Here is a 21,631-nt window from a genome sequence, read left to right as displayed (position 1 = left end):
GCTTTCGCTTGGGGAGCGGGCAGAATAGGGCTGATGGCCATCCATCTGGTCCGGAAGCAAGTAGGAATATGACCGAAGAACAGAAATCGCGAGGCGGCAGACCACGGTCAGTGGCATCGCATGAAGCGATCTTGCAGGCGACATCCGAACTGCTGGCTGAAGGCGGACACCATCAAGTGACGATGGAAAGCATTGCCGCCCGCGCCGGGGTGTCCAAACAGACCATTTACCGCTGGTGGTCGTCCAAAAATGATGTGGTCCTGGAAGCGATCTCGCAGGGAAAGGTCACCTACTATCCGGCACCGGCTCCTCACACTGATCATCTCAAAGCCGATCTGCTCGCGTGGATGTCCACAGAGTTGGACAAAATCTTCGACGATGCCGATACCCCGCAACTCGTCCAAAACCTGATCTCGATGGTCGCTGCTGCCGGAGAAGATGCTGAACAACTCTTCCGTCCGATCTCCGATCCACTGATGAATGTGCTGATCGGTCGGCTCCGACATGCTGAGCGAGAGCAACCCGGAACCTTGCGATCCAGCCCCGAGATCATCGCTGAAATGGTGGCCGGAGCACTGCTCTGGCGACTTCTGATCAAACGCCCGGTCCCCGAGCACTGGGCTGAATCCATCCTTGATGCGGTCCTGTAGGTTGAGTGCCTGTAGGTTGAGTGTTATTGACTGTTGACCGACCGCCGTTTCCGAGCTGGCGTCACGGTACTGAGCCCGCTCGATGAGTAGAATGTCACCCTATGTACTGGACCCTTTCCGAGATTGCTGATTGGCCGATCTGGCTTGCGATCCTCGTGGTGATTCTCGACCTGGGCATTCGTATTTTGCTGCTGGGAATTGTTCCGGGTAATCGGCGTCCCGCGGTGGCGATGGCCTGGCTGTTGGTGATTTTCTTCCTGCCCTGGATTGGGGTCTTGCTCTTCTTGTTGCTGGGCTCGTTCAAACTCGGCGGTCAGCGACGCTCGCGCCAGAAAGCCGTTAATGAGGAACTCCGGCGTGCTACCGCGCACTGGACGCTCCCTGACCAGATCCACGAGGTACCCCAGTACGTCGAGTCCTCGGCTGCGTTGACCCGTCAGCTGACGGGGTTCCCCATGCTGGATGGCAATAGCTTCCAGTACTACACCGACTACCGCAATTCCTTGCACGCCATGGCCCAAGATATCGACCGGGCCCACGACTATGTGAACATGATGTTCTACATCTGCGCGGTAGACCCCGTAGACCGACAGGGTTATAGCTCAGTGGTTTTTGATGCGTTGATCCGTGCTAAACAACGTGGCGTGACGGTGCGCGTCTTATTTGACCATATTGCCTCGCTACGCGTGCGCGGCTATCGGGACTTGTTGAAACTCTTGCGGGAGCACGACATTGAGTATTACCGGGCCATGCCGGTGCGTCCCCTACGCGGCCAGTATCAACGACCCGACCTACGCAATCATCGAAAGTTGATGGTGATTGATGGAACCGTGGCCTACACCGGATCTCAGAACCTGATCGAACCCGGGTATAAGAGGGCCTCGGCTCACAAAATGGGTCGAGAATGGGTCGATGTCATGGCCCGGATTACCGGGCCGATCGTGGCTTCACTGGACATCGTTTTCGCCACCGACTGGTACTCCGAGACCGGACAACCCACTCAAGAAAATCTGCGTGATCTCACCACCGAAGAGATTGAAGATCACCGGGGTATCTCCGCGCAGGTTATCCCCTCCGGCCCGGGTTTTGCGAACGAAAACAACCTGCGGGCCTTCAACCATCTGTTCTACTCCGCCACCCGCACTCTGCGGGTAGTGACCCCTTACTTGGTGCCGGATGATTCCATGCTTTACGCGCTCACTACCGCAGCCCAGCGCGGAGTGGATGTCGAGATGATCGTGTGTCGTCGCGCGGACCAGTTCATGGTTCACCACGCCCAGCAGTCCTACTACGAGGCGCTCCTACGCTCCGGGGTGCGGATCTTGCGCTATCCCGACCCCAATGTCTTGCACTCGAAAATGTTCACGGTCGATGACGATGTGGCCGTGTTTGGATCGTCGAATATGGATATGCGCTCGTTTTCGCTCAACGTGGAAGTTACTGTGCTGGCAGTGGGCGCGGAGATCGTAGCGGCGACCGAACGTGTCATGGACGAGTATCGGGCCGAGTGCGAGGAACTCACCTTAGAACAATGGTTGGCCAGGCCACGATATAAACGATGGTTGGATAACGTCTTCCGCCTGACCTCGGCCTTGCAGTAACGCTAGGTCGCCACGTATTTTGTGCTGGTCCTCGCTGGTCTCAGCTGGCTAGTCTAAGTCGGAATCCACGTCGTCTTGTTGGTGTTCCTTGCTCAAAGCCGGCCACAGCAGGATGATGAAACCGATGGCCAACAGAGCAAACCCCAGCGGATAGCTAAACGGCGTTGAGGGTGCAAAATTCAGCACCGACATGCCGAGGGCGATAATGAGTAATCCGCCGTAGATCTGCAACTGAGTCATCACGGGAGCTAGTTTAGTCCCTGTGCTGAGGAGCTAGAGGCTCCGTTGGTGGAGATTTCAAGGCGCAACATCGTATAGGCGGCCTCTTGGACCGACTCGGCGGGACCTGAGGTGTCTAGGACCAAATCGGCAACCGATTCGACTCGGTCGCGGTCGGTAAAGTCTTGCTCTTGAGATGACCACCGTTCCCAGTTTGGCCCGTAGTTCTCCCCGCCTCGACCCACAGCGCGGTCCCGGCGGGATAGTTCGGGGGCATTCAACCAGATCAGAGAGTTGAGATGTTCCCGGGCCGCGCGAGCGCCGGTTCCAAAACCCTCAATAATGGTGATCTGGCCTGGAGCGAAGGTCCTCTCCGGCCCCAATGCTCCGTCGGGGGCATTACTTGACCAGTCCCAGTCTCGGTAGGTGACGGTTTCACCCTGTGCCAGGGCTGGGAGCAATTCGTGGGTATACAGGGCAACTCCAGCCTCCAACCCGTCCCAGCCACGGTAGAGCTGGTCGAGGCCGAACACCGCAACGGAGAGTTCGGGGTGTTCCGCGTGGATCCGTTGTTCCAAGGCGTCGGCGAGTTCGGTCTTGCCGGCCCCGGAACGGCCGTCGATACCAAGAATCAGGGGTTTCATGGCTCCATCCTAGTCTCCGGGCTGAGAACAACCCAGAGGTTACTTCTGAGCCGTTCACATCAGCAGGCCACCGGGTGCGACCTCCGACATGACAGACGTGACGCCAAGCGATCATCGCTTGACGCCACGTCGTCGAGTCGTGTCTCAGTGCGCTAGGCCCTCACGGTAACTTGCGCACCGGCCGGTGGCAACCGACTGAGCGGGTCATTAATCCTGCACGTGTTCGATGTCGCCCTCGGGGGAGGTGATGAACGAGCGCAGGAACCAGTGGAATAGCTCTAGGCCACGTGCCTGCTCGATCAGGATGTCCTCGGACATCGGGTCAACCTTGCCGACCTCGGAGATCGCAGCGCGCAGGTCAGCGATAATTCCGGTGTAGACCTCGTCCAGAGCGGAGATATGAGCCAGGGTCGAACCGCGCAACAGGGAGTAGTCTTCCCAGGTACGCTCGGAGACGATCGCGCCCGGGGTGCCCTTCGGAGCAACACCCAGGGTGGCGATGCGCTCAGCGAGGGTGTCGGCGTAGTCGCGGACCAGGTCGATCTGCGGGTCCAACATTTCGTGCACGGAGATGAAGTCGCGACCCACAACGTTCCAGTGAGCCTGCTTCAGGGTCAGCTGCAGGTCGTTCATTGCGTGCAGACGAGTCTGAAGAACCTCAGCGACGCGGTGGCCTTCTTCAACTTCCAGGCCGGGGGTGGTGTAGTTTGCGTTTGCTTCAGTCATGTTGCTCCCTTTCTTCAGAAAGTGCCCGGTGAGTGCATCTCACTCACGGCGGTTTCTGCGGTCGGGGCCACGATTCCGGCGGAATCCTGGTGCTCCCTGCGACCTTGGTTATAACTAAACCGTGTTCTCAGATCGCCGGCAAGGTACGTAAGGCTACCCTAGGTAATTATGAATGGCTCAAAATAAGGGCTGTTGCGAAATCCTCAGATCTAAGTTCACTCCCGGCGAAAAAAGAGGCGCAACGAGAGGGCTCCAGCTAGTTTTCTGCGCGCACTCCAGGTGTTAGGGGCCGTGATGTCGGGCCTCTGGTCCGTTTCTCCAAAAAATTTTCCCACCCGGGAATGTTTTTCGAGATGGCATGGTTGCACAGAATAAGAAAACTTGAGTCTCTGTCGCTCAAGGTTATTTGACCGGATGAGCGATGATGGTTATCTTGAGTGGAGAAGGCTCAAGGAGCCACAAGGGATTGATAATCCGATGGAAAGGATGACTGGAATGGCACGTGCAGTAGGTATTGACCTCGGAACGACGAACTCTGTCGTTGCCGTGTTGGAAGGTGGCGACCCCACCGTTATCGCAAACGCTGAAGGCGCTCGCACTACCCCGTCGGTGGTGGCTTTCTCCAAGTCTGGTGAAGTTCTCGTTGGTGAAATTGCCAAGCGCCAGGCTGTGAACAACCCCGATCGCACCATTTCCTCGGTCAAGCGTCACATGGGGACCGACTGGACCGTCGATGTTGACGATAAGACCTACACGCCGCAGGAAATTTCAGCGCGCATCCTGATGAAGCTCAAGCACGACGCTGAAGAGTACTTGGGCGAAGACGTGACCGAGGCCGTGATTACGGTTCCGGCGTACTTCAACGACGCAGAGCGTCAGGCCACCAAGGAAGCCGGTGAAATTGCCGGGATGAAGGTCTCACGCATTATTAACGAACCGACCTCGGCAGCTTTGGCCTACGGTCTGGACCGCGGTAAGGAAGAAGAGCAAATTCTGGTCTTCGACCTCGGCGGTGGTACCTTCGACGTCTCCCTGCTGGAAATCGGCAAAGATGAAGACGACTTCTCGACCATTCAGGTTCGGGCTACCGCAGGCGATAACCGACTGGGCGGTGACGACTGGGATCAGGCCATCGTGGACTGGTTGCTAGAGAAGGCCAAGGCCTCTGGTGCGGATCTGTCCAAGGACAAGATCGCTTTGCAGCGTCTGAAGGAAGCCGCTGAGCAGGCCAAGAAGGAACTGTCCTCGGCTACGTCAACCAATATCTCCCTGCAGTACCTCTCGGTCAACGAAAACGGTCCGGTGCACTTGGACGAGCACCTGTCTCGGGCGAAGTTTGAAGATCTCACCTCGGACCTGTTGCAACGGACCAAGAAGCCCTTCGAAGATGTCATCAACGAAGCCGGCATCACCGTGGGCGATATCGACCACGTGGTGCTGGTTGGTGGCTCGACCCGTATGCCCGCGGTGGCCGATTTGGTCAAGGACCTAACCGGTAAGGACGCCAACAAGGGTGTCAACCCCGATGAGGTCGTAGCGGTCGGTGCTGCGATCCAGGCCGGCGTGCTCTCGGGTGACCGCAAGGATGTGTTGCTGATCGACGTCACCCCGCTGTCGCTGGGTATTGAAACCAAGGGCGGCGTGATGACCAAGCTGATCGAGCGCAACACCGCCATCCCGACCAAGCGGTCCGAGACCTTCACAACCGCTGAGGACAACCAGCCTTCGGTGTCCATTCAGGTCTTCCAGGGTGAGCGGGAGTTCACCGCCGACAACAAGCCACTGGGCACCTTCGAGTTGACCGGTATTGCTCCGGCTCCGCGGGGGATGCCACAGATTGAGGTCACCTTCGACATCGACGCCAACGGTATTGTCCACGTCTCGGCGAAGGACAAGGGTACCGGTACTGAGCAATCGATGACCATCACTGGCGGTACCTCGCTGTCGGATGAGGACATCGACCGCATGGTCAAGGACGCGGAAGCTCACGCTGAGTCCGATAAGAAGCGTCGTGAAGCAGCGGAGCAACGCAACGCTGCCGAGCAGAGCGCCTACTCGGTTGACAAGCTCATCAAGGATAACGACGAGAAGCTTCCGACCGATGTGAAGGAAGAAGTTCAGGCCGACGTCGACGCGCTGAAGGCCGCATTGGAGAAGGAAGACAACGACGACGAGGTCAAGGCTGCCTTCGAGAAGTTGCAGGCTTCCCAGACCAAGCTGGGTGAAGCGCTGTACGCTTCCAGCCAGGATGAAGCCGGCCAGGCTGCCGGTGGTGAGGATGCAGGATCCTCCGACGATGAGGATGTTGTAGATGCCGAAGTTGTCGACGAAGATGACGACAATAACAACAAGTAAATCCTGCGCCCAATCACTAGCGGTGTCAGTCCATCCGGGCTGAGGCCGTGTGAGCCAGCGATGGGCCGGCCAACCGGCCGGCCCATCGCGCTACCGCCCCGGCTTTGTAGAAAAGGAATGTGTGATGACAGACCAGCACAACTCCCAGGATCCAGACAAGGGTCGCGACGAGGAAATCCGTTTCACCGATAAGCGCAAAATTGACCCGGAGACCGGAGAGGTTCGTGACCCGGTCACCCAGGCAGAAGACATTCTCAGCCAGGCCACTGACCAGCAAGGCACCGATGCGGGACAGGGCATCGACAACGAGCACAGCGAGCCGGCAGACAGCTCTGGCGAGGCCTCAGCTGAAGCCGCCGAGTTGCGCGACGATCTGCAGCGTTTACAGGCGGAGTTTATTAACTACCGTCGTCGTGTCGAACGGGATCGGGACGTGGCGAGGGATAACGCCACGGTGGCCATGCTTGAAGCGCTGTTACCAGTGCTTGATGACCTCGATGCGGCCCGTGAGCACGGTGATCTTGTTGACGGCCCCTTCGCCGCGATTGCCCAAAAACTAGACTCAGTGTTGAGCCAGTTTGGCCTCCAGCGCCAGGACCAGCAGGCTTTGGCAGGAGAAGAGTTCAATCCCGCGCACCACGAGGCCATGTTGCGGCAACCCTCCGACGAGGTACCTGCCGAACACATTGTGCAGGTCTTCCGTAACGGCTACGTGCGCCATGATCGAGTGATTCGGGCAGCGCAGGTGATGGTTTCGGCCGGACCGGCCGACGAACAGTAGGGCGCGCAGTAGGACGCGCAACAGGACGAGACGACAACGATTCGAGACCACATCGAGACCGGCCGGAGGTGACAGCATGGTCGGTCGTGGTGGTCACTGATGATGAGCGAAAGGAGGCACCATGGCCTCACAGGATTGGGTGGATAAAGACTTTTACGCCACCCTGGGTGTCTCCAAAGACGCCTCTGAATCCGATATTAAAAAGGCCTACCGGAAACTGGCCCGCAAATACCACCCGGATCAAAACCCCGGTGACGAAACCGCGGAGAAAAAATTCAAGGACATCACCGAGGCCAACGCGGTCTTGAGTGATCCGGAGCAACGTCAACAATATGATGCGATTCGGGCCATGGGCTCTGGCGCTCGGTTTACCGGCGGACCGGCCGGTGGTACCGGTGCCGGAGGAGCCGGGACTAGTGGTGCTGGATTCGAGGATATCTTTGGCGGCCTGTTCAATCGTGGCGCTTCGGGAGGATTCTCCCGGGGCGGGGCACAGGGCCCGGACTTTTCGGACCTCTTTGGTGGATTTGGAAATTACTCGCCACCCCGGCAAAAAGGCGCTGACCGCAAGGCCGAGACCAGTATTTCCTTTGGCGGAATGGTGCGTGGCACCACCGTGCAACTACGGGCCGCCGACGGGGAAATCACCGAGGTTAAAATTCCCGCCGGCATTAAGGATGGGCAGACGGTGCGCGCTCGCGGTAAGGGCCAGCCGGGCTCGGGCGGACGCGGGGACCTGTTGGTCACCGTCCACGTCACATCTCACCCCTATTTTGTCCGCGACGAGCGACACCCGGAAAACGTACGCGTGAGGGTACCGATCTCCGTGGACGAAGCGATCCTCGGGGCGACCGTGGAAGTACCGACTCTGGATTCTTCCGTGAAGGTGAAAGTCCCAGCCGGATCGTCCTCGGGTAAAATTCTGCGACTGAAGAAGCGCGGTATTAAAACCAAGAAGACGGAAGGTGACTTGCTGGTCGAGCTGGAGATCGCCGTTCCGGATCAGCCCAACGATGAGGTTAAGGCCGCCGCTGAGGCCTACGCGCAAGCAACCCAGGGCAATAATCCCCGAGCCGGGCTAGCACAGAAAGCGAGCCTGTGATGACAGCCCGCTCCGGACGGAAAGATTGGGAGAACCTGTTCGCAGAGTTTGAACAATTCGACCCCGACCACCCGGCAGCCGCCGACCCGATCTTTGTAATCTCGGTGGCTGCCGAGCTGGCTGATATGCATCCCCAGACCCTGCGCCAATATGATCGTCTGGGATTGGTGGTCCCGCACCGCCAGGGTGGGGGACAGCGCCGCTACTCGGTGAGCGATGTGCACCGGTTGCGTCGCATTCAACAGCTCTCCCGCGATGGTATTTCGCTGGAAGGCATTCGTCACGTAGTGGAGTTGGAACGTGAAGTCCACTCGCTCCGGCAAACCATTTCCCACCTGGTTGATCAGGTGAACCTCTTGCACGCCTACGGTCGTGTTCCCCGGACTTTCACTGCAGCGGCCGGGGGAGACGTTGTGACAGACTTCCGCTCGGCAAACATGGATGTGGAACCGGAACAAACCCAGTCTCCACCAGCACACCGGCAGTCGCCACAGCGTCGCGGTGATCACGATCAGCGACGCGAAGTGACAACCGTGCAACGCGCTCGCGTTTTGCGGGCCCTGGATTCCCGCCTCTCCAGCTCTAAAGCACTGCCATGGCGCCCCGTGGATTACGTGGATTAATAGAGCGCCACGAGCAGGCCTCAGCCCGGCTCAAGACCATTCAGCGTCACCGGGAACGCCTCTCGCCCGAGGAACGGCGCGTCCTGGACGGAATCGTCCACGCACTGAAACCGGACTCCATGAAAGACCTGCTCGCCCCGCGCCATCTGCTGGACTTTGACCTGGCCCGGGAACGGGTGCTGATCGGGGTTGGCGAGCTCGACGAGCCCACCCACGTCAGTTGGCAAATCTCCGGGATGAGAATTAGCGCCTCGAACAACACCTGGGGTGCTGCGCGGGAGGCGGCCCAACTGCACCTAGCTCAAACCATGGTGTTACCCCATGCTCGTCCCCTGGTGATTAGCTGGCTGGGGCACCCGGCCACCTCGGCGGTCGATGTGCTCGGGGTGCGGGCGGCCTATACCGTCGCGGACCATCTCGCCACGGACTTATGGGACTATCTGGGATACTGCCCACAGATCACTCCGGATGTTCACATCGGGTTAGAAGCCCACTCCTACGGTGGATTATTCACACTGAAGGCTGTCCACCGCATCGCGTTGTGGGCACAAACTCGTAGCGACCGAATCCACCCGTGGTACTGGTGGAGAATCAATAGCGTTATCTTTTCCGGCCCGGTGGGTATTCCTCAGTCATTACATGTGCAATTGAAAAGACTCCGAGAACTTCAGGTGCCGGTGATTCAACAGGCCTGGCAAATCCGTGCTCGCGGCGACTGGCTGTCAGTCATTGGCCGGGTATTCTCGGGACGCCGACGCCTGAAAGTGCCCTCACTTTCATCCGGCGCAGCTCGCGAGGTTCCCGAACTGGTCGTGGCCACCGGGCATAACACCACCAGTGGGACCGGGTATCGAGATCTGGGGACTAGCACGCTATACCGGCTGGCACAGGCCAGCCTGGGAATTGTTGAGAAGACTTAATCCGTTGTTCAGTGAAACTTCTGTCGCCGTCTAGGTGTCCCTCTTAAGGTCGGTATGTCTCAACACCATTACTTGCCTTGAGGAGGGTACATGAGCGTGCGCAACAAAGTTGTTGCTGTTCTGACAGCATCAGCACTGAGCGCCTCGGCACTGGTGGGGTTATCCCAGATCAGCCAGGCAGCCGTCGTTGACGAACCGGTGATCAATGAATTTGTCACCGATGAACAGGGAACAGATACCTACGAGTTCGTTGAAATCCTGATCCCTGAAGGATTCGACACGACCGAGCTACGCATCCTGGGCGTTGAGGGCGATAGCAATAATAACCAGGGCAACGTCGTGCACAACTACGACGCCAGTGGTCTTGACTATGACGCCGACGGCCGCGGGTTGCTCACCGTTCCGCAGAATGGCTTGCAGAACGGGTCACTGAGCTTGTTGCTGGTACGCGGCAACCCGGGCACCAACGCTGTGGTCGACGCTGACCGCAACGGTGAGATTGACGCCGACGTCAACTTTGAGGTTCTGGACGCTGTCGGAATCCACGACGGAGATAATGGCGACTTGGCCTACGGAACTGAATTGCGCGCCTCGACCTTCGAGGGCTACACCGGTGCACTGGGTGGCGCCTCCCGGGTTCCTGATGGATCTGACACCTGGGTGCCGAACGCCTACAACGGTGCTGGTCTGCCCGGTAACACCGACCAGCCTCGGGGTGACTTTGAAGTGGCCAGCACCCCGGGTGAACCAAACGGTGAACAACCCTCCGAAGACCCGACGGAAACTTCGACGCCGACCCCGACCGATCAGCCCACCGAGGTTTGCCAGGCGGAGGCCACCCCGATTAACCAAGTGCAGGGTGAAGGCACGGAAACGCCGCTCAAAGGCCAGAACGTGACCGTCCGTGGTGTGGTTATCGGTGACTTCTGGAATAAATCTGGGGGTTCCAACGGTTTCTGGATCCAGTCGCTCCCCGATGATGTCGATGACAACGACCAGACCTCCGAGGGCCTGTTTATTCACAATCCCGGTCACGATGCACCCGAGAACGGCACCGTGGTGACTGTGGCCGGCACCGCCGGTGAGTACTATGAGCAGACCCAGCTCTCGAAGACCACTGTCACCGAGTGCGATACCGCTGAGCTTCCCGAGCCGGTCGAGATCACCTTCCCGGTGGAAGACGACCTGGAGCACCTGGAGGGCATGCGTGTCAATGTTGCTGAATCGGTCGTACTGGAGACCTACCAGTTCGCTCGGTTCGGTGAGATCGTCGTGGGGCCGGAGCGCCAGTATACGCCGACCGCTATTCATGCCCCGGATTCTGCCGAGGCCGAAGAGCTGTACGAATCCAACCAGGCCAACCGCATCACCATTGATGACCGCAACTCGATCCAGAACGTGCACCCGGCTATGCACCCCAATGGCGAGCCCTTCACCGTGGACAACATCTTCCGCGGTGGGGATCAGTTCAACAACATCACCGGTGTGATGGATTACCGCAACAACAGCTGGAAGATTCAGCGCACCGAGGCTGCCGAGCACCTTGCCGCGAACCCGCGTGACACCGAGGTACCCGAGGTGGGCGGTGACATCAAGGTTGCTGCCTTCAACGTGCTGAACTACTTCACCACCTTCAATGAACGTGGGGCTCGCAACGAGGAAGAGTTCCAGCGCCAGAAAGAAAAGCTGGTAACCGCTATCGCTAAGATGGACGCCGATGTTGTGGGCTTCATGGAAATCGAGAATAACTCGGATGTGGCATTGCAAAACCTTGTTGACGGTGTCAACGAGTACTTGGGCGAAAAGCGCTACGTCGCCGTGGAAACAGGCAAGCTGGGTACCGATGCGATCACCACTGCCATGATGTATAAGCCCGATGTGGTCACCCCTGTCGGTAGTCACCAGGTGCTAGATACTAGCGTGGATGCCCGGTTTGACACCCGTCGTAACCGCCCCGCTTTGGCTCAGACCTTTACTATCAACACCGAAGACGGTGCAGATAACGAGCTAGGCGAGTTCACCGTGATCACCAACCACTTGAAGTCCAAGGGCTCCGAGTGCGGTAACGAAGCTGATAACACCCACCTCGTCGGTAACTGCGATCCGGTACGCACCGAGGCCGCCAAGGCGCTAGTGGACTGGTCCAAGGACATGCCCAAGCCGGTCATTATGGGCGACCTGAACGCATACGACCATGAGAACCCCATTACCACCCTCACCGATGGCGGATTCGTGGACCTCAAGAAGAAGTACGAGGGTGAATACGCTTACTCCTACGTCTTCGACGGCCAGCTGGGCTACCTGGATTACGCACTAGCACACGACTCCTTGGAGCCATTCGTCACTGGCGCTGCGTCCTGGAACATCAACTCCGACGAGGTGCCAATTCTCGGTTACGAAACCCGATACAACACCGATCCTGCACAGTCGGAGATCTACGAGCCGAACGAATTCCGTTCTTCTGATCACGATCCTGTAGTCTTCGGGCTGCGGTTGACTGCTACCGATGAACCGACTGAAGAGCCCACCGAGGATCCGACTGAAGAGCCCACCGAGGAGCCCACTGAGGTGCCCACCGAGGATCCGACTGACGGTACTGGGGAGCCGACTGAGGGCACTGAGGAGCCCACTGAGGGTACCGAGGATCCGACGGAGGGCACTGAGGAGCCGACTGAGGGTACTGAGGATCCGACGGAGGGCACTGGGGAGCCCACTGAGGTGCCTACCGAGGCTCCGACTGAGGGTACCGAGGGTCCGGCTGAGGGCACTGGGGAGCCGACGGATGCTACCACCGAAGACTCGACCGAGGACACTTCCGACGGTGCTCAGGATCCATCCAAGGATGTCGACGAGTCAACTCAGAACCAGGGCGACCAGGTCGCTGGTGAGGATCAGTCCGAGTCTGACTCGGACAAGGGTGGTGCACTGGCATCCACCGGTGCCGGCGTAGTAGCGATCATGCTACTGGCAACTGGACTGGTATTGGCAGGCATCTTGCTGACCCGTCGCCGGGCTCACTAATCACTGACCCGGTACTCTAAATAGTCCGCCCGCGGGGCCATCTGATGCAGGTGACCTCGTGGGCGGACTGCTACCTGCTCCGTAGAACGAAGTGCCACGACGTCGCGTGAAGAGACTAGGCGGGATCAGCGAACAACAGCTACGCGAGCCGTGCGATGGCCGTTAGCCGCCGAGAGCAGACGTTGGTTAGTGATCTGCCACGCGTTGATAGCACAAGTCGAAAATATAGCGACCTGCCTCAGTTGCTTTCCGCTCGAAACTAGTGACCGGACGGGTTGTAAATCGTGGTGCCCAGCCACCGATGGTATCCAGAGCTTCGGCTTCTTGTACGGGCTGGTTATTATCAGTGCCCTCACGCTTCGCACGTGTCAACGGAGAGTCTGGGCCGCGCAAACGGTGCGGATAAAGATTCGTGAATTTCGGGTGCTCGTCCATGACGGCGCGCATTTGCTCGGCGTAATTGGACCAATCAGTGGCCAGCCGTAGAGTGCCTCCTGGACGTAGCACGGTGGCAAGTTTGGTGACGAAACCGGTCTGAATCAGCCGACGCTTGTGATACCGGGCTTTTTGCCACGGATCGGGGAAGAAAACCCAGACCTCCTGGGCCTGGCCTTCTATAGCGTCAATGACCTCCGGGGCGTTGGCCTCAATTCCCCGGATATTGTCGAGCCCCTCGTCCACCATCGCTGCGAGGAGTTTACCTAATCCTGGCGTATAGACCTCCACGGCCAGAAAATCACGTTCCGGGTGGGCCTTCGCGCCGGCGATGGTGGATTCCCCGTGACCAATCCCGATGTCGATCACGAGCTCAGCGTCGCGACCAAAGAGTGCAGACGGTGAAATCACAAAATTAGGGTCTACCGACATCGAGGTGTGATGCCGTGGCACATCGACGATCCACTGGCCCAGCGATTCATCCCAGAGCTTTTGGCGGTTAGGGGAGAGCTTCGTTGAACGGCGCACAAAAGACACCGGAGTCCGATGATATTTCTCCGGAATAGCGTTGTCAGAGGTCCGTGAAGAGTCTGAAGAGGTCATCCCCATCAGTTTAGGCCGGTTAATATCCTCGCTCAGCCGAAATTGTGAGAAGGGTCGTGATATTTCCAGTGCAAACCCTATAAAGTGGGATCCGGAAAACGTTTCTTGAGGAAGGACTTCCGATGAGCATTGTTCAAATCCCTCTCCGCCTAGCGGCCGGCGCATTTGTGCTGAACTCCGGGCTGAATAAGCGCAAGATCTCCGATGAACAAGCTGAAGGTCTGCGCGACATGGCTGCCCGCGGTGTCCCTGCTGTGAAAGATATGTCCGGCGAAGAGTTCAAGAAGTTCATTACCACCACCGAGATTGGTGTGGGTGCTTCGTTGCTGGTTCCGATGGTTCCTGGTTGGGTCGCTGGTGCTGCCCTGTCCGCCTTCTCCGGTGGTTTGGTTTCGATGTACCTGAACACCCCAGAAATGACTGAATCCGACGGCATCCGTCCTTCCGAGTCGGGTACTGCGGTTGCTAAGGACATCCTGTTCTTGGGTAGCGGTATCGCCATCACTCTGGACTCGCTGTTCAACCGAGGCGGTAAGAAAAAGAAGGCCGCGGCCAAGCGGGCCAAGAAGATCTCGGCTGCCAAAGACGATCGAGTAGAAGCTATCCAGGAAGCCACCGACCAGAAAGTCGAAGCGATCGAAGAAGCTCGCCAGAAGTTCAAAGCCGATCGTAAGCAGGCCCGTCAGGAGCAGAAAGAAGCCCTGAAGAAGGCTGCCAAAAAGGCGAAGAAAGGCTCCAAGAAAGTTGCTAGCAACCTGAATCTTGGCTAAGTCTGAGAGACTCTTGCTGTGATAGGCACAGCAGAGGTGTAGTTGTCACCGGTGCGGGATGGGACTTCTGTGGAGGTCTCATCCCGCACTGCTATTCTGGCACTTGGCTGTGGCTGACTGATCGGATCGAGACAGCACCGCGACCAAGAAATCGGAGTCCTCGTTAAAGGGGTGGGCTTGCCAGGAGGAGAATAGTTGCTCGATGTCAAAGCCACAGGCTCTAGCGTCGGTAAGAAAATCTCGGAAGTCCCAGCCACGGCCGGCGCCGAAGCCAATGATTGCGCGCGAGTGTGCCTGCGGTGCCAGTAGCTGACAGAGGCTCGTGAGAGCGGGGTGCCGACCGTTCTTCGACAAAAAGCCCATAACGTTGCCCGCCGAAACGATGAGATCAAACGGTTCAGACAGATCGAGTCGAGCTTGTGCTGACAGGCTGGCCGGTAGTTGCTCCAGATCGGCTACATGCCAGCGACCATTCGGGAAATCCTCACGGGCCACGTCAATCAAGTACTCGTCCAGATCAAGGCCAATGACAGTATGCCCGCGGGTGGCAAGATAGCCTCCGGTCCGTCCGGTCCCGCACCCAGCATCCAGGATTCGGCTGGATCGATCGGCTAACGCATCCACCAGTCGGGCCTCACCGTCAAGGTCTTTCCCCTCACGGTGGAGATCACGCCATCGTTGCGCATAGCGCACCGAATGTTCCGGGTCGCGAGCGATCATAGAACGCCAGGTGTTGTGGTCGGGTAAAGGGCAGCCGGATGATTCAGCCAAGAGGTTCATGAACTAGTCTCCTGTTCTTTCTTCGAAGCCGCTGGAGTCTTCTTGAAGTTGCTGGCGACGTTCGTTGATATTGGACCGGGTTGGTCGCTGGGGCGGATAGACCAACCGTGCCCCGGTCTCTGGATGAACTCGTTGACCCTCATAGATGTTGTCTCCGAAATCTTCGGGAACAAAGACGGACCGGTAGGGCTTTCCGGTCGAGCTGGACCTGCGGGGCCTATTGATGGCGAAAATACTTTTATTCTCGGCTAATTGCGCGGTCTTCAAAGTGGTGATGGGTTCTTCAGTGTGCACCGAATAAACCACGACGTGGCCGACATAGTCGGTGAACCGTGACCGGTAGTCCAGGACCTCGAGCTGTCGAGTGTGTTCGGGAGACAACTGCAACCGGTCCCATGCGGGCAATCCCTCGGCCAACTGCTTGGCGCGCAGATACTCAGCATCCCAGGCGGCCCCAGCAATCATCACGATCGCACCGACCCAGAGAAACAGGATCACGTAAATTGTTCCGTAGAAGGTGTCGAGTACTCCGTCAAAGATGGAGAAGTTCTCTAGCAACCATCCGGTGAGGACTAGCCCGGCGAACAGTGTGAGCACGGTGAATGCCCCGCCCGCAGTGATAAACCGGTAACGGGGCAGATTCACATTGGGCCCGCGGTAGTAGGCGGCTGTAATCAGCAAGATCAACACCAGCAGGAGGATGGGCCATTTGACCGTATTCCAAGCATTGACCGATTCTTCGGAGAGGTTCAGCATCCCACCGATGCGACGGGAGAAGTCGCCTCCAATAATGATCAAACCGACCAAGGCCAGTGAGGACACCATCAGCACAATGGTTTCGACGAAGACCACCGCGCGCATCATGAAGAAGTTACGTCCCTCGCGGGTCCCGTAGAGGGTATTCATGGCGCGGTGGAAGGCGGCAATGACTCGTCCGGCTGAGAACATCGATCCCAAAATGCTGATCACAATCGTCAGGACAGAACCAGATGTTTCTGAAAAAGCCATCAAGGTCGTGGTAATGACCTCGGTATCTAGTGTCGGAATCAACTCGTGAATGAGCTCGGCGACCGTCCCGATGGTTTCATCGGCCAAACCGAGAAGTGAGACGACCGAGACCAAAACAATCAGGGCCGGCAGGACCGAGAGCAACAGAAAGAACGTCATCGTGGCAGCAACATCCCACACCTGAAGTTCGAGTAGTCGCGTGATCGTACAACGCAGTACGAACCAGACGGTGGGCCGAGGGTTTTGATACGTCTGACGTTGTTTCCTGGCCAACCGGCGGGTGAGAGGCATAATATGAGCCTATCGAATCATCGCCGGTCAGCCGAGAGAACGTGCAGGGCCAAGGACAGGTACCGCGTCGATACTGCTGGGGGTATGGGATAAGACGGTACGATATTGACTATGAAATTGACTATGAAGAAACGCGGTCACGTTCCCTCCTCACCGTTGCATCCTATGGTGCTGAGCGCCCTGTTCCTGAGTCTTGGGCTGGCCCTGAGCGGTTGTCAAACAGAAGAAGGCGGTCCGGAACCGGAGGACTCGGCCAATACGTCTAGTTCTCCCAGTGATGAATCGTCTGTCGAAACCAGCCGTGATGACCTATCGGAAATCCTGATTCCGGCAGAACATTTGCCTGAGGGGGGAGCTACCGAGTTTTCGATTGAAAGTTTCCAGAGCCAGCCATTGAGCCTCTACCTGACACTGACCGGTTTTGAACCCGAGGGTACATGTGGTGAGGCGATTGATGCGGTCAACTCCTACACCTCACAGGTATCGCACGGTGTAACCGGCGTATACGACTATGGCGCCGACGCCTCTGACTCCCCGTCGCCCTCCGAATCTGAGGAAACCTCGGATACTAGCTCCGACGGTCCCGAGACCCAGGAGCTCTCCGGAGAACCACACGTGGAGATCATGGTGTTTGAAACCGCTGAGGAAACCCGGCCAATGAAGTTGTTCTCCGAGGTTGCCGAAAGTTGCGACACCATCGAATCCGATAGCGTCGACGGAGCCGAAGCGACCTTCGAACAACTGGAATCCTTGCACGCGGTGCACGTGGGCATTAAAGCCAGTCGTGATGATGACCTCGAGAACCTCTATCTCGGTGGTGGTTCCGTGGGTGGACAATACCACGTCTATATTGTGGCCAATAACATCAGCCCCGACGACGCGCTGAGTCTCTATACCGAGCAGATTCAACGTCTCGAGCAGCTCGTGGACCCCGCAGAAGTTGACGATACCTCCTCAGCAACAGAGTCTGCCTCGCCGGACGAAAGCTCCAGTACCTAACGGCTGCAACCCGGATCCTGTGGAATAAAACCTCCCACCGCAGGGTTGAGTTAATTAGACTCAAGTATTATTCGTGAATGAATCAAGGGAGGAGATGTGATGGACGCGCAGTTCACCACAAAATCTCAAGAAGTGCTCTCGGCGGCGTCGATGAACGCTTCGACAGCCGGTAACCCCCAAATCGAACCGGCACACGTTCTCAAAGCACTCATGGACCAGCGCGGTTCCATTGCAGTGTCCATCCTGAAAGCAGCCGGGGCTAACCCCGATGTGGTGTCCACCGCTGCTTCGACAGCAATCCAAAAACTCCCGAAGACCTCGGGTAATTCCGTGGCTCAGGCGAAGCTCTCTCGTGCCGGCTTACAGGTGATCCAAGCGGCTCAGAATGAGGCCAGCTCACTGCAGGACGAGTTCATCTCGACTGAACACCTGTTGCTAGGCCTGGCGGCTGACACCGGTGAAGCTGGAGTGGCCCTGCGGGACGCCGGTGCACAGATTGACGCGTTGCGTGCAGCGCTGACAAGTGTGCGTGGCGATCAGCGGGTCACCTCTGCTGATCCGGAAGGCACGTTCCAGGCACTGGAAAAATACGGCACGGATATGACGAAACTAGCCGAGTCTGGCAAGTTAGACCCGGTTATTGGTCGGGACGCCGAGGTCCGACGGTTGATTCAGGTGCTCTCGCGCCGGACCAAGAACAACCCGGTGCTGATCGGTGAACCCGGTGTGGGTAAGACCGCAGTCGTTGAAGGACTGGCCCAACGCATCGTGGCCGGCGACGTTCCTGAGTCCCTGCGAGGCAAGAAGCTGATCTCTCTCGATCTCGGCTCGATGGTGGCCGGTGCGAAGTACCGCGGTGAATTCGAAGAACGTCTCAAAGCCGTCTTAGAAGAGATCAAGAAATCCGACGGTCAAATCGTGACCTTTATCGACGAGATCCACACGGTGGTCGGTGCCGGAGCCTCGGAAGGATCGATGGATGCCGGCAACATGCTCAAGCCCATGCTGGCCCGCGGTGAGTTGCGCTTGATCGGGGCGACCACGCTAGATGAGTACCGAGAGAATATTGAAAAAGACCCGGCACTGGAACGCCGGTTCCAGCAGGTGTACGTGGGCGAACCCACGGTGGACGACACCATTGCGATTCTCCGTGGTCTCAAAGAGCGCTACGAAGCCCACCACAAGGTCGCGATTTCCGACAGTGCGTTGGTGGCTGCCGCGAACCTCTCGGATCGATACATCACGGAGCGTCAGTTGCCTGATAAGGCCATTGACCTGGTGGACGAGGCGGCCTCCCGATTGCGGATGGAAATCGACTCAGCCCCGGAAGAAATCGATCAGTTGCGCCGTGCGGTCGACCGGTTGACGATGGAGGAAATGGCCCTGGACGGCGAAACGGACCAGGCCTCGGTGGAGCGTTTGGCTGCCCTGCGTGAGGAGAAAGCCAATGAGCAGGAAAAACTCACCGCGCTGACGGCCCAATGGGAGAACGAAAAGGCCTCCCTGAACCAGGCCGGTGACCTGCGTGCTCAGCTGGACGAATTGCGCTCGCAGGCCGAGAAGGCTCAACGTGAAGGCGATCTGGGAGAAGCCTCCCGGATACTCTACGGTGAGATTCCTGATGTCGAGCAGCAATTGCGTGCCGCAGAAGCCAGTGAGCAGGACCAAAAATCCGAAGAGACCATGGTCTCTGAGCAGGTCTCAGCTCACGATATTGCCGATGTCATCGAATCCTGGACCGGCATTCCAGCTGGACGGATGATGACCTCCGAGCAAGAAAAGCTCCTGCAGATGGAGGACGTGATCGGCAACCGGTTGATCGGGCAACAGTCCGCGGTCACTGCTGTGGCTGATGCTGTGCGACGTAGTCGGGCAGGGATCTCGGATCCGAATCGGCCGATCGGTTCGTTTATGTTCCTGGGACCCACCGGTGTCGGCAAGACCGAGCTGGCTAAGGCGCTGGCGGAGTTTCTCTTCGATGACGACCGAGCCATGGTCCGGATCGATATGAGTGAGTACTCCGAGAAGCACTCGGTGTCCCGACTGGTCGGTGCCCCTCCGGGGTATGTCGGTTACGACGAAGGTGGTCAGCTTACCGAGTCAGTCCGACGTCGGCCGTATTCGGTGGTATTGCTCGACGAGGTGGAAAAAGCTCACTCGGAGATCTTCGACATCCTCTTGCAGGTTCTCGACGATGGGCGCTTGACCGATGGTCAAGGTCGGACCGTGGACTTTCGGAACACCATTCTGATCCTGACCTCGAACCTGGGGTCGCAGTATCTGGTGGATTCCGCGCTGTCGGAGGAGGAGAAAAAGACGTCCGTGGAGGCAACAGTACGGGCGGCTTTCAAACCCGAATTCCTCAACCGGTTGGATGACATCATCCAGTTCGAGCCACTCTCGCTGTCGGACCTGACCAAGATCGTGGATCTGCAAGTCAAAGACCTCGGCGAGCGACTGGCACAACGTCGGCTCACTTTGCAGGTCGCCAACGCTGCCCTGACTTGGCTGGCCGATACCGGCTACGATCCTGCCTTCGGCGCACGTCCGTTGCGGCGGTTGGTGCAACGCGAAATTGGTGATCAACTCGCCAAGAAGATTCTGGCCGGGGAGATCACAGACGGCGACACCGTGGCAGTGGACCGGACCCCGGACGGGCTTGACGTCCACGCGGTGAGTGCCGAGAACTGATCCTGGTCTCTGCGGTGCTCAGCAACCACCGCAGAGACCATCAACAACGGCCAGCTAGCCTGTACCAAGCAGGGTAGCTGGCCGTTTGCGTCGCTGAGGCTACGGTGCCCAGGAGGCTACAGAGATCAGCCCTCAGAGGTTTCCTCCTGGGTGGTAGCGCTGGTTTCTTCGCTAGTAGTTTCTGCGTCGTTGCTGTCGCGGGAGGGCTGCTCGGAGAGGTTCTGATCCTCGGCGACATCCAACACCGGCTGGCCGATCAAGGAATTTGTCAGAGCCCCAGATTCTTCAGCTTCGACGAAGCAGTCAATTCGGCGGTCACCGGTCTCATTCCAGGACGCCTCCGAGGGGCTGGAGACTCGGGTGACGACGCTGGCATCGGTAGAACCGGTCAGCTCAATAGCCGCGCAGAATTCGTCGGCACGGGTGCGCATCTGATCCGCACCGGGATAGGTTTCCGCTTCGGACAGAATCTGACGTCCCACCAGCTGTGCGTCGTGAGCGTAGTCGCAGTCCACGATCGTCGAGACAGACTCAGTATCGGTAAAGTCCGTCAAACAATCTCCGGGCTCCAGGTCTTCGGGCCACACCTCGGTGGCAACAACACCATCCAAGCCAGGGGAGGGGTTGCGGGAGACGTCCTCGGAGGCTTCCGGAGAGTCATCTCCGTCGAAGACACCGGAGCGGATCAACCAGCTGGCCCCGATACCGATGAGGAGAATGACCAGCACGATCACGCCGATGAGAATCCATCGGCGACGGCTTTGACGACGCCGACGCATCTCACGACGCGAGGGACGCTGTGACCGAGGCGAGCGTTCAGAACTGGTCTCGGACGGCACTGCTCTGCTACCCCGGCGGGACGGTTCCTCGTTGACCGGCTCTGTCATGGGTTATCCAGTCCTTTCGTCAAAACCGAAGACGGCAGTGCTCAGCGGTGGATGAGTAGTTTAGCGTGACGTAATTGACACATGTGACAGTCTACTGCCAATGCTTCGCTATCGGTTGAGCACCACGATATGTGGCGGCACAACACCTGAAAACATGTTAAACTGGTGAGCACGAACCAGTTTGAACACATGACCTCCGGCACCAGCATGAGCCTTATGTTGTGCCCATTGGAGGGCTAAGAGACCGCGAAGGGGGTCACGCTCATGGGGCGCGGCCGTCAAAAGGCAAAAGCAGCACGTCAGGCTCGGGATATCAAGTATTTTTCCCCGGCAACCGATCTCGCAGCACTGGAGCGAGAACTCTCTGGGAAGAAACATGACGAACCCACGGTTAGCGACGAATACGCTGACTACGCGGATAAGTACAACGTCTACGAGGACGAAGACGATCACGACGAGGATGACTACGGGTACTCGTCACCTCGGTAGTTTGTGTGGCGGTGGCGTTCCACGCCCAGCGCGCTT

Annotated in this window: 19 protein-coding genes; 12 read left to right on the top strand and 7 right to left on the bottom strand. The window is 58.1% G+C overall.

Going from position 1 to position 21,631, the window contains the following annotated elements:
• Positions 1-110: 110 nt before the first annotated feature.
• A complete protein-coding gene (locus DCC25_RS04285) occupies positions 111-650 on the top strand; it encodes a TetR/AcrR family transcriptional regulator (RefSeq protein ID WP_158278441.1) in 540 nt (179 codons plus the stop codon).
• 101 nt (positions 651-751) lie between these two features.
• Positions 752-2,251, top strand: coding sequence for a cardiolipin synthase (gene cls / locus DCC25_RS04280; protein WP_183145593.1), 1,500 nt, complete (start codon positions 752-754; stop codon positions 2,249-2,251).
• A gap of 48 nt (positions 2,252-2,299) precedes the next feature.
• On the opposite strand, the gene DCC25_RS04275 is transcribed toward cls, so the two are convergent.
• The 3 genes from DCC25_RS04275 to DCC25_RS04265 all read right to left on the bottom strand — a co-directional run bounded on the left by DCC25_RS04275 (position 2,300) and on the right by DCC25_RS04265 (position 3,840).
• Positions 2,300-2,491: a hypothetical protein gene (locus DCC25_RS04275; RefSeq protein WP_110098044.1), complete on the bottom strand. Its 192-nt coding sequence runs from the start codon at positions 2,489-2,491 to the stop codon at positions 2,300-2,302.
• Positions 2,492-2,499: 8 nt separating this feature from the next.
• Positions 2,500-3,114: a hypothetical protein gene (locus tag DCC25_RS04270; protein ID WP_110100713.1), complete on the bottom strand. Its 615-nt coding sequence runs from the start codon at positions 3,112-3,114 to the stop codon at positions 2,500-2,502.
• 207 nt (positions 3,115-3,321) lie between these two features.
• The gene (locus tag DCC25_RS04265; protein WP_110100712.1) at positions 3,322-3,840 is read right to left on the bottom strand and encodes a Dps family protein; all 519 of its coding nucleotides are present in this window, start codon (positions 3,838-3,840) and stop codon (positions 3,322-3,324) included.
• Positions 3,841-4,335: 495 nt separating this feature from the next.
• Between DCC25_RS04265 and dnaK the strand changes: the two genes are divergently transcribed.
• The 6 genes from dnaK (at position 4,336) to DCC25_RS04235 (ending at position 12,642) form a co-directional block, all read left to right on the top strand.
• The gene (gene dnaK / locus DCC25_RS04260) at positions 4,336-6,195 is read left to right on the top strand and encodes a molecular chaperone DnaK (protein ID WP_110100711.1); all 1,860 of its coding nucleotides are present in this window, start codon (positions 4,336-4,338) and stop codon (positions 6,193-6,195) included.
• Positions 6,196-6,319: 124 nt separating this feature from the next.
• Positions 6,320-6,976, top strand: coding sequence for a nucleotide exchange factor GrpE (locus DCC25_RS04255; RefSeq protein ID WP_110100710.1), 657 nt, complete (start codon positions 6,320-6,322; stop codon positions 6,974-6,976).
• A 121-nt stretch (positions 6,977-7,097) separates the two neighbouring features.
• Positions 7,098-8,078, top strand: coding sequence for a DnaJ C-terminal domain-containing protein (locus DCC25_RS04250; protein WP_110098040.1), 981 nt, complete (start codon positions 7,098-7,100; stop codon positions 8,076-8,078).
• Complete coding sequence (locus tag DCC25_RS04245; protein WP_110098039.1) at positions 8,078-8,701, top strand: heat shock protein transcriptional repressor HspR; 624 nt, start codon at positions 8,078-8,080, stop codon at positions 8,699-8,701. The genes DCC25_RS04250 and DCC25_RS04245 overlap by 1 nt, the downstream gene beginning before the upstream one ends.
• Positions 8,674-9,621 (top strand): alpha/beta hydrolase, encoded by a 948-nt coding sequence (locus tag DCC25_RS04240; RefSeq protein WP_110098038.1) that lies wholly within the window; start codon positions 8,674-8,676, stop codon positions 9,619-9,621. The genes DCC25_RS04245 and DCC25_RS04240 overlap by 28 nt, the downstream gene beginning before the upstream one ends.
• Before the next feature lie 90 nt (positions 9,622-9,711).
• Complete coding sequence (locus DCC25_RS04235; protein ID WP_110100709.1) at positions 9,712-12,642, top strand: ExeM/NucH family extracellular endonuclease; 2,931 nt, start codon at positions 9,712-9,714, stop codon at positions 12,640-12,642.
• A gap of 186 nt (positions 12,643-12,828) precedes the next feature.
• Here DCC25_RS04235 and trmB read toward each other — a convergent pair whose 3' ends face one another.
• Positions 12,829-13,680 (bottom strand): tRNA (guanosine(46)-N7)-methyltransferase TrmB, encoded by an 852-nt coding sequence (gene trmB, locus DCC25_RS04230; protein ID WP_158524717.1) that lies wholly within the window; start codon positions 13,678-13,680, stop codon positions 12,829-12,831.
• Positions 13,681-13,802: 122 nt separating this feature from the next.
• On the opposite strand from trmB, the gene DCC25_RS04225 reads away from it, so the two are divergent.
• Entirely contained in the window at positions 13,803-14,450 is a 648-nt protein-coding gene (locus DCC25_RS04225; protein ID WP_110100708.1) for a hypothetical protein, read from the top strand.
• A 78-nt stretch (positions 14,451-14,528) separates the two neighbouring features.
• On the opposite strand, the gene DCC25_RS04220 is transcribed toward DCC25_RS04225, so the two are convergent.
• Together DCC25_RS04220 and DCC25_RS04215 are read right to left on the bottom strand one after the other, a co-directional pair.
• The gene (locus DCC25_RS04220) at positions 14,529-15,230 is read right to left on the bottom strand and encodes a bifunctional 2-polyprenyl-6-hydroxyphenol methylase/3-demethylubiquinol 3-O-methyltransferase UbiG (RefSeq protein WP_110100707.1); all 702 of its coding nucleotides are present in this window, start codon (positions 15,228-15,230) and stop codon (positions 14,529-14,531) included.
• A 3-nt stretch (positions 15,231-15,233) separates the two neighbouring features.
• A complete protein-coding gene (locus tag DCC25_RS04215; RefSeq protein ID WP_110100706.1) occupies positions 15,234-16,529 on the bottom strand; it encodes a YihY/virulence factor BrkB family protein in 1,296 nt (431 codons plus the stop codon).
• A gap of 111 nt (positions 16,530-16,640) precedes the next feature.
• Here DCC25_RS04215 and DCC25_RS04210 point away from each other — a divergent pair, with 111 nt between their 5' ends.
• Together DCC25_RS04210 and clpB are read left to right on the top strand one after the other, a co-directional pair.
• Positions 16,641-17,528: a hypothetical protein gene (locus tag DCC25_RS04210; RefSeq protein WP_146206408.1), complete on the top strand. Its 888-nt coding sequence runs from the start codon at positions 16,641-16,643 to the stop codon at positions 17,526-17,528.
• A 99-nt stretch (positions 17,529-17,627) separates the two neighbouring features.
• Positions 17,628-20,219, top strand: coding sequence for an ATP-dependent chaperone ClpB (gene clpB, locus DCC25_RS04205; protein ID WP_110100704.1), 2,592 nt, complete (start codon positions 17,628-17,630; stop codon positions 20,217-20,219).
• Between the two features lie 125 nt (positions 20,220-20,344).
• Here the strand turns inward: clpB and DCC25_RS04200 are convergent, their stop codons facing one another.
• Entirely contained in the window at positions 20,345-21,106 is a 762-nt protein-coding gene (locus tag DCC25_RS04200) for a septum formation family protein (RefSeq protein ID WP_110100703.1), read from the bottom strand.
• Between the two features lie 264 nt (positions 21,107-21,370).
• On the opposite strand from DCC25_RS04200, the gene DCC25_RS04195 reads away from it, so the two are divergent.
• Complete coding sequence (locus DCC25_RS04195; RefSeq protein ID WP_110100702.1) at positions 21,371-21,595, top strand: DUF3073 domain-containing protein; 225 nt, start codon at positions 21,371-21,373, stop codon at positions 21,593-21,595.
• Positions 21,596-21,631: the final 36 nt, after the last annotated feature.

Origin of the sequence: Auritidibacter sp. NML120636, assembly GCF_003185945.1 — a bacterium.
GTDB lineage: Bacteria > Actinomycetota > Actinomycetes > Actinomycetales > Micrococcaceae > Auritidibacter > Auritidibacter ignavus.
Note: the sequence above shows the minus strand (reverse complement) of the source record. Positions and strands in the feature narration are given on the sequence as shown.

Bases quoted from the DNA above. Each gene is read 5' to 3' on its own strand.
- cls (WP_183145593.1), top strand. From the start codon at position 752: ATGTACTGGACCCTTTCCGAGATTGCTGATTGGCCGATCTGGCTTGCG.
- DCC25_RS04275 (WP_110098044.1), bottom strand. From the start codon at position 2,491: ATGACTCAGTTGCAGATCTACGGCGGATTACTCATTATCGCCCTCGGC.
- DCC25_RS04270 (WP_110100713.1), bottom strand. From the start codon at position 3,114: ATGAAACCCCTGATTCTTGGTATCGACGGCCGTTCCGGGGCCGGCAAG.
- DCC25_RS04265 (WP_110100712.1), bottom strand. From the start codon at position 3,840: ATGACTGAAGCAAACGCAAACTACACCACCCCCGGCCTGGAAGTTGAA.
- dnaK (WP_110100711.1), top strand. From the start codon at position 4,336: ATGGCACGTGCAGTAGGTATTGACCTCGGAACGACGAACTCTGTCGTT.
- DCC25_RS04255 (WP_110100710.1), top strand. From the start codon at position 6,320: ATGACAGACCAGCACAACTCCCAGGATCCAGACAAGGGTCGCGACGAG.
- DCC25_RS04250 (WP_110098040.1), top strand. From the start codon at position 7,098: ATGGCCTCACAGGATTGGGTGGATAAAGACTTTTACGCCACCCTGGGT.
- DCC25_RS04245 (WP_110098039.1), top strand. From the start codon at position 8,078: ATGACAGCCCGCTCCGGACGGAAAGATTGGGAGAACCTGTTCGCAGAG.
- DCC25_RS04240 (WP_110098038.1), top strand. From the start codon at position 8,674: ATGGCGCCCCGTGGATTACGTGGATTAATAGAGCGCCACGAGCAGGCC.
- DCC25_RS04235 (WP_110100709.1), top strand. From the start codon at position 9,712: ATGAGCGTGCGCAACAAAGTTGTTGCTGTTCTGACAGCATCAGCACTG.
- trmB (WP_158524717.1), bottom strand. From the start codon at position 13,680: ATGACCTCTTCAGACTCTTCACGGACCTCTGACAACGCTATTCCGGAG.
- DCC25_RS04225 (WP_110100708.1), top strand. From the start codon at position 13,803: ATGAGCATTGTTCAAATCCCTCTCCGCCTAGCGGCCGGCGCATTTGTG.
- DCC25_RS04220 (WP_110100707.1), bottom strand. From the start codon at position 15,230: ATGAACCTCTTGGCTGAATCATCCGGCTGCCCTTTACCCGACCACAAC.
- DCC25_RS04215 (WP_110100706.1), bottom strand. From the start codon at position 16,529: ATGCCTCTCACCCGCCGGTTGGCCAGGAAACAACGTCAGACGTATCAA.
- DCC25_RS04210 (WP_146206408.1), top strand. From the start codon at position 16,641: ATGAAATTGACTATGAAGAAACGCGGTCACGTTCCCTCCTCACCGTTG.
- clpB (WP_110100704.1), top strand. From the start codon at position 17,628: ATGGACGCGCAGTTCACCACAAAATCTCAAGAAGTGCTCTCGGCGGCG.
- DCC25_RS04200 (WP_110100703.1), bottom strand. From the start codon at position 21,106: ATGACAGAGCCGGTCAACGAGGAACCGTCCCGCCGGGGTAGCAGAGCA.
- DCC25_RS04195 (WP_110100702.1), top strand. From the start codon at position 21,371: ATGGGGCGCGGCCGTCAAAAGGCAAAAGCAGCACGTCAGGCTCGGGAT.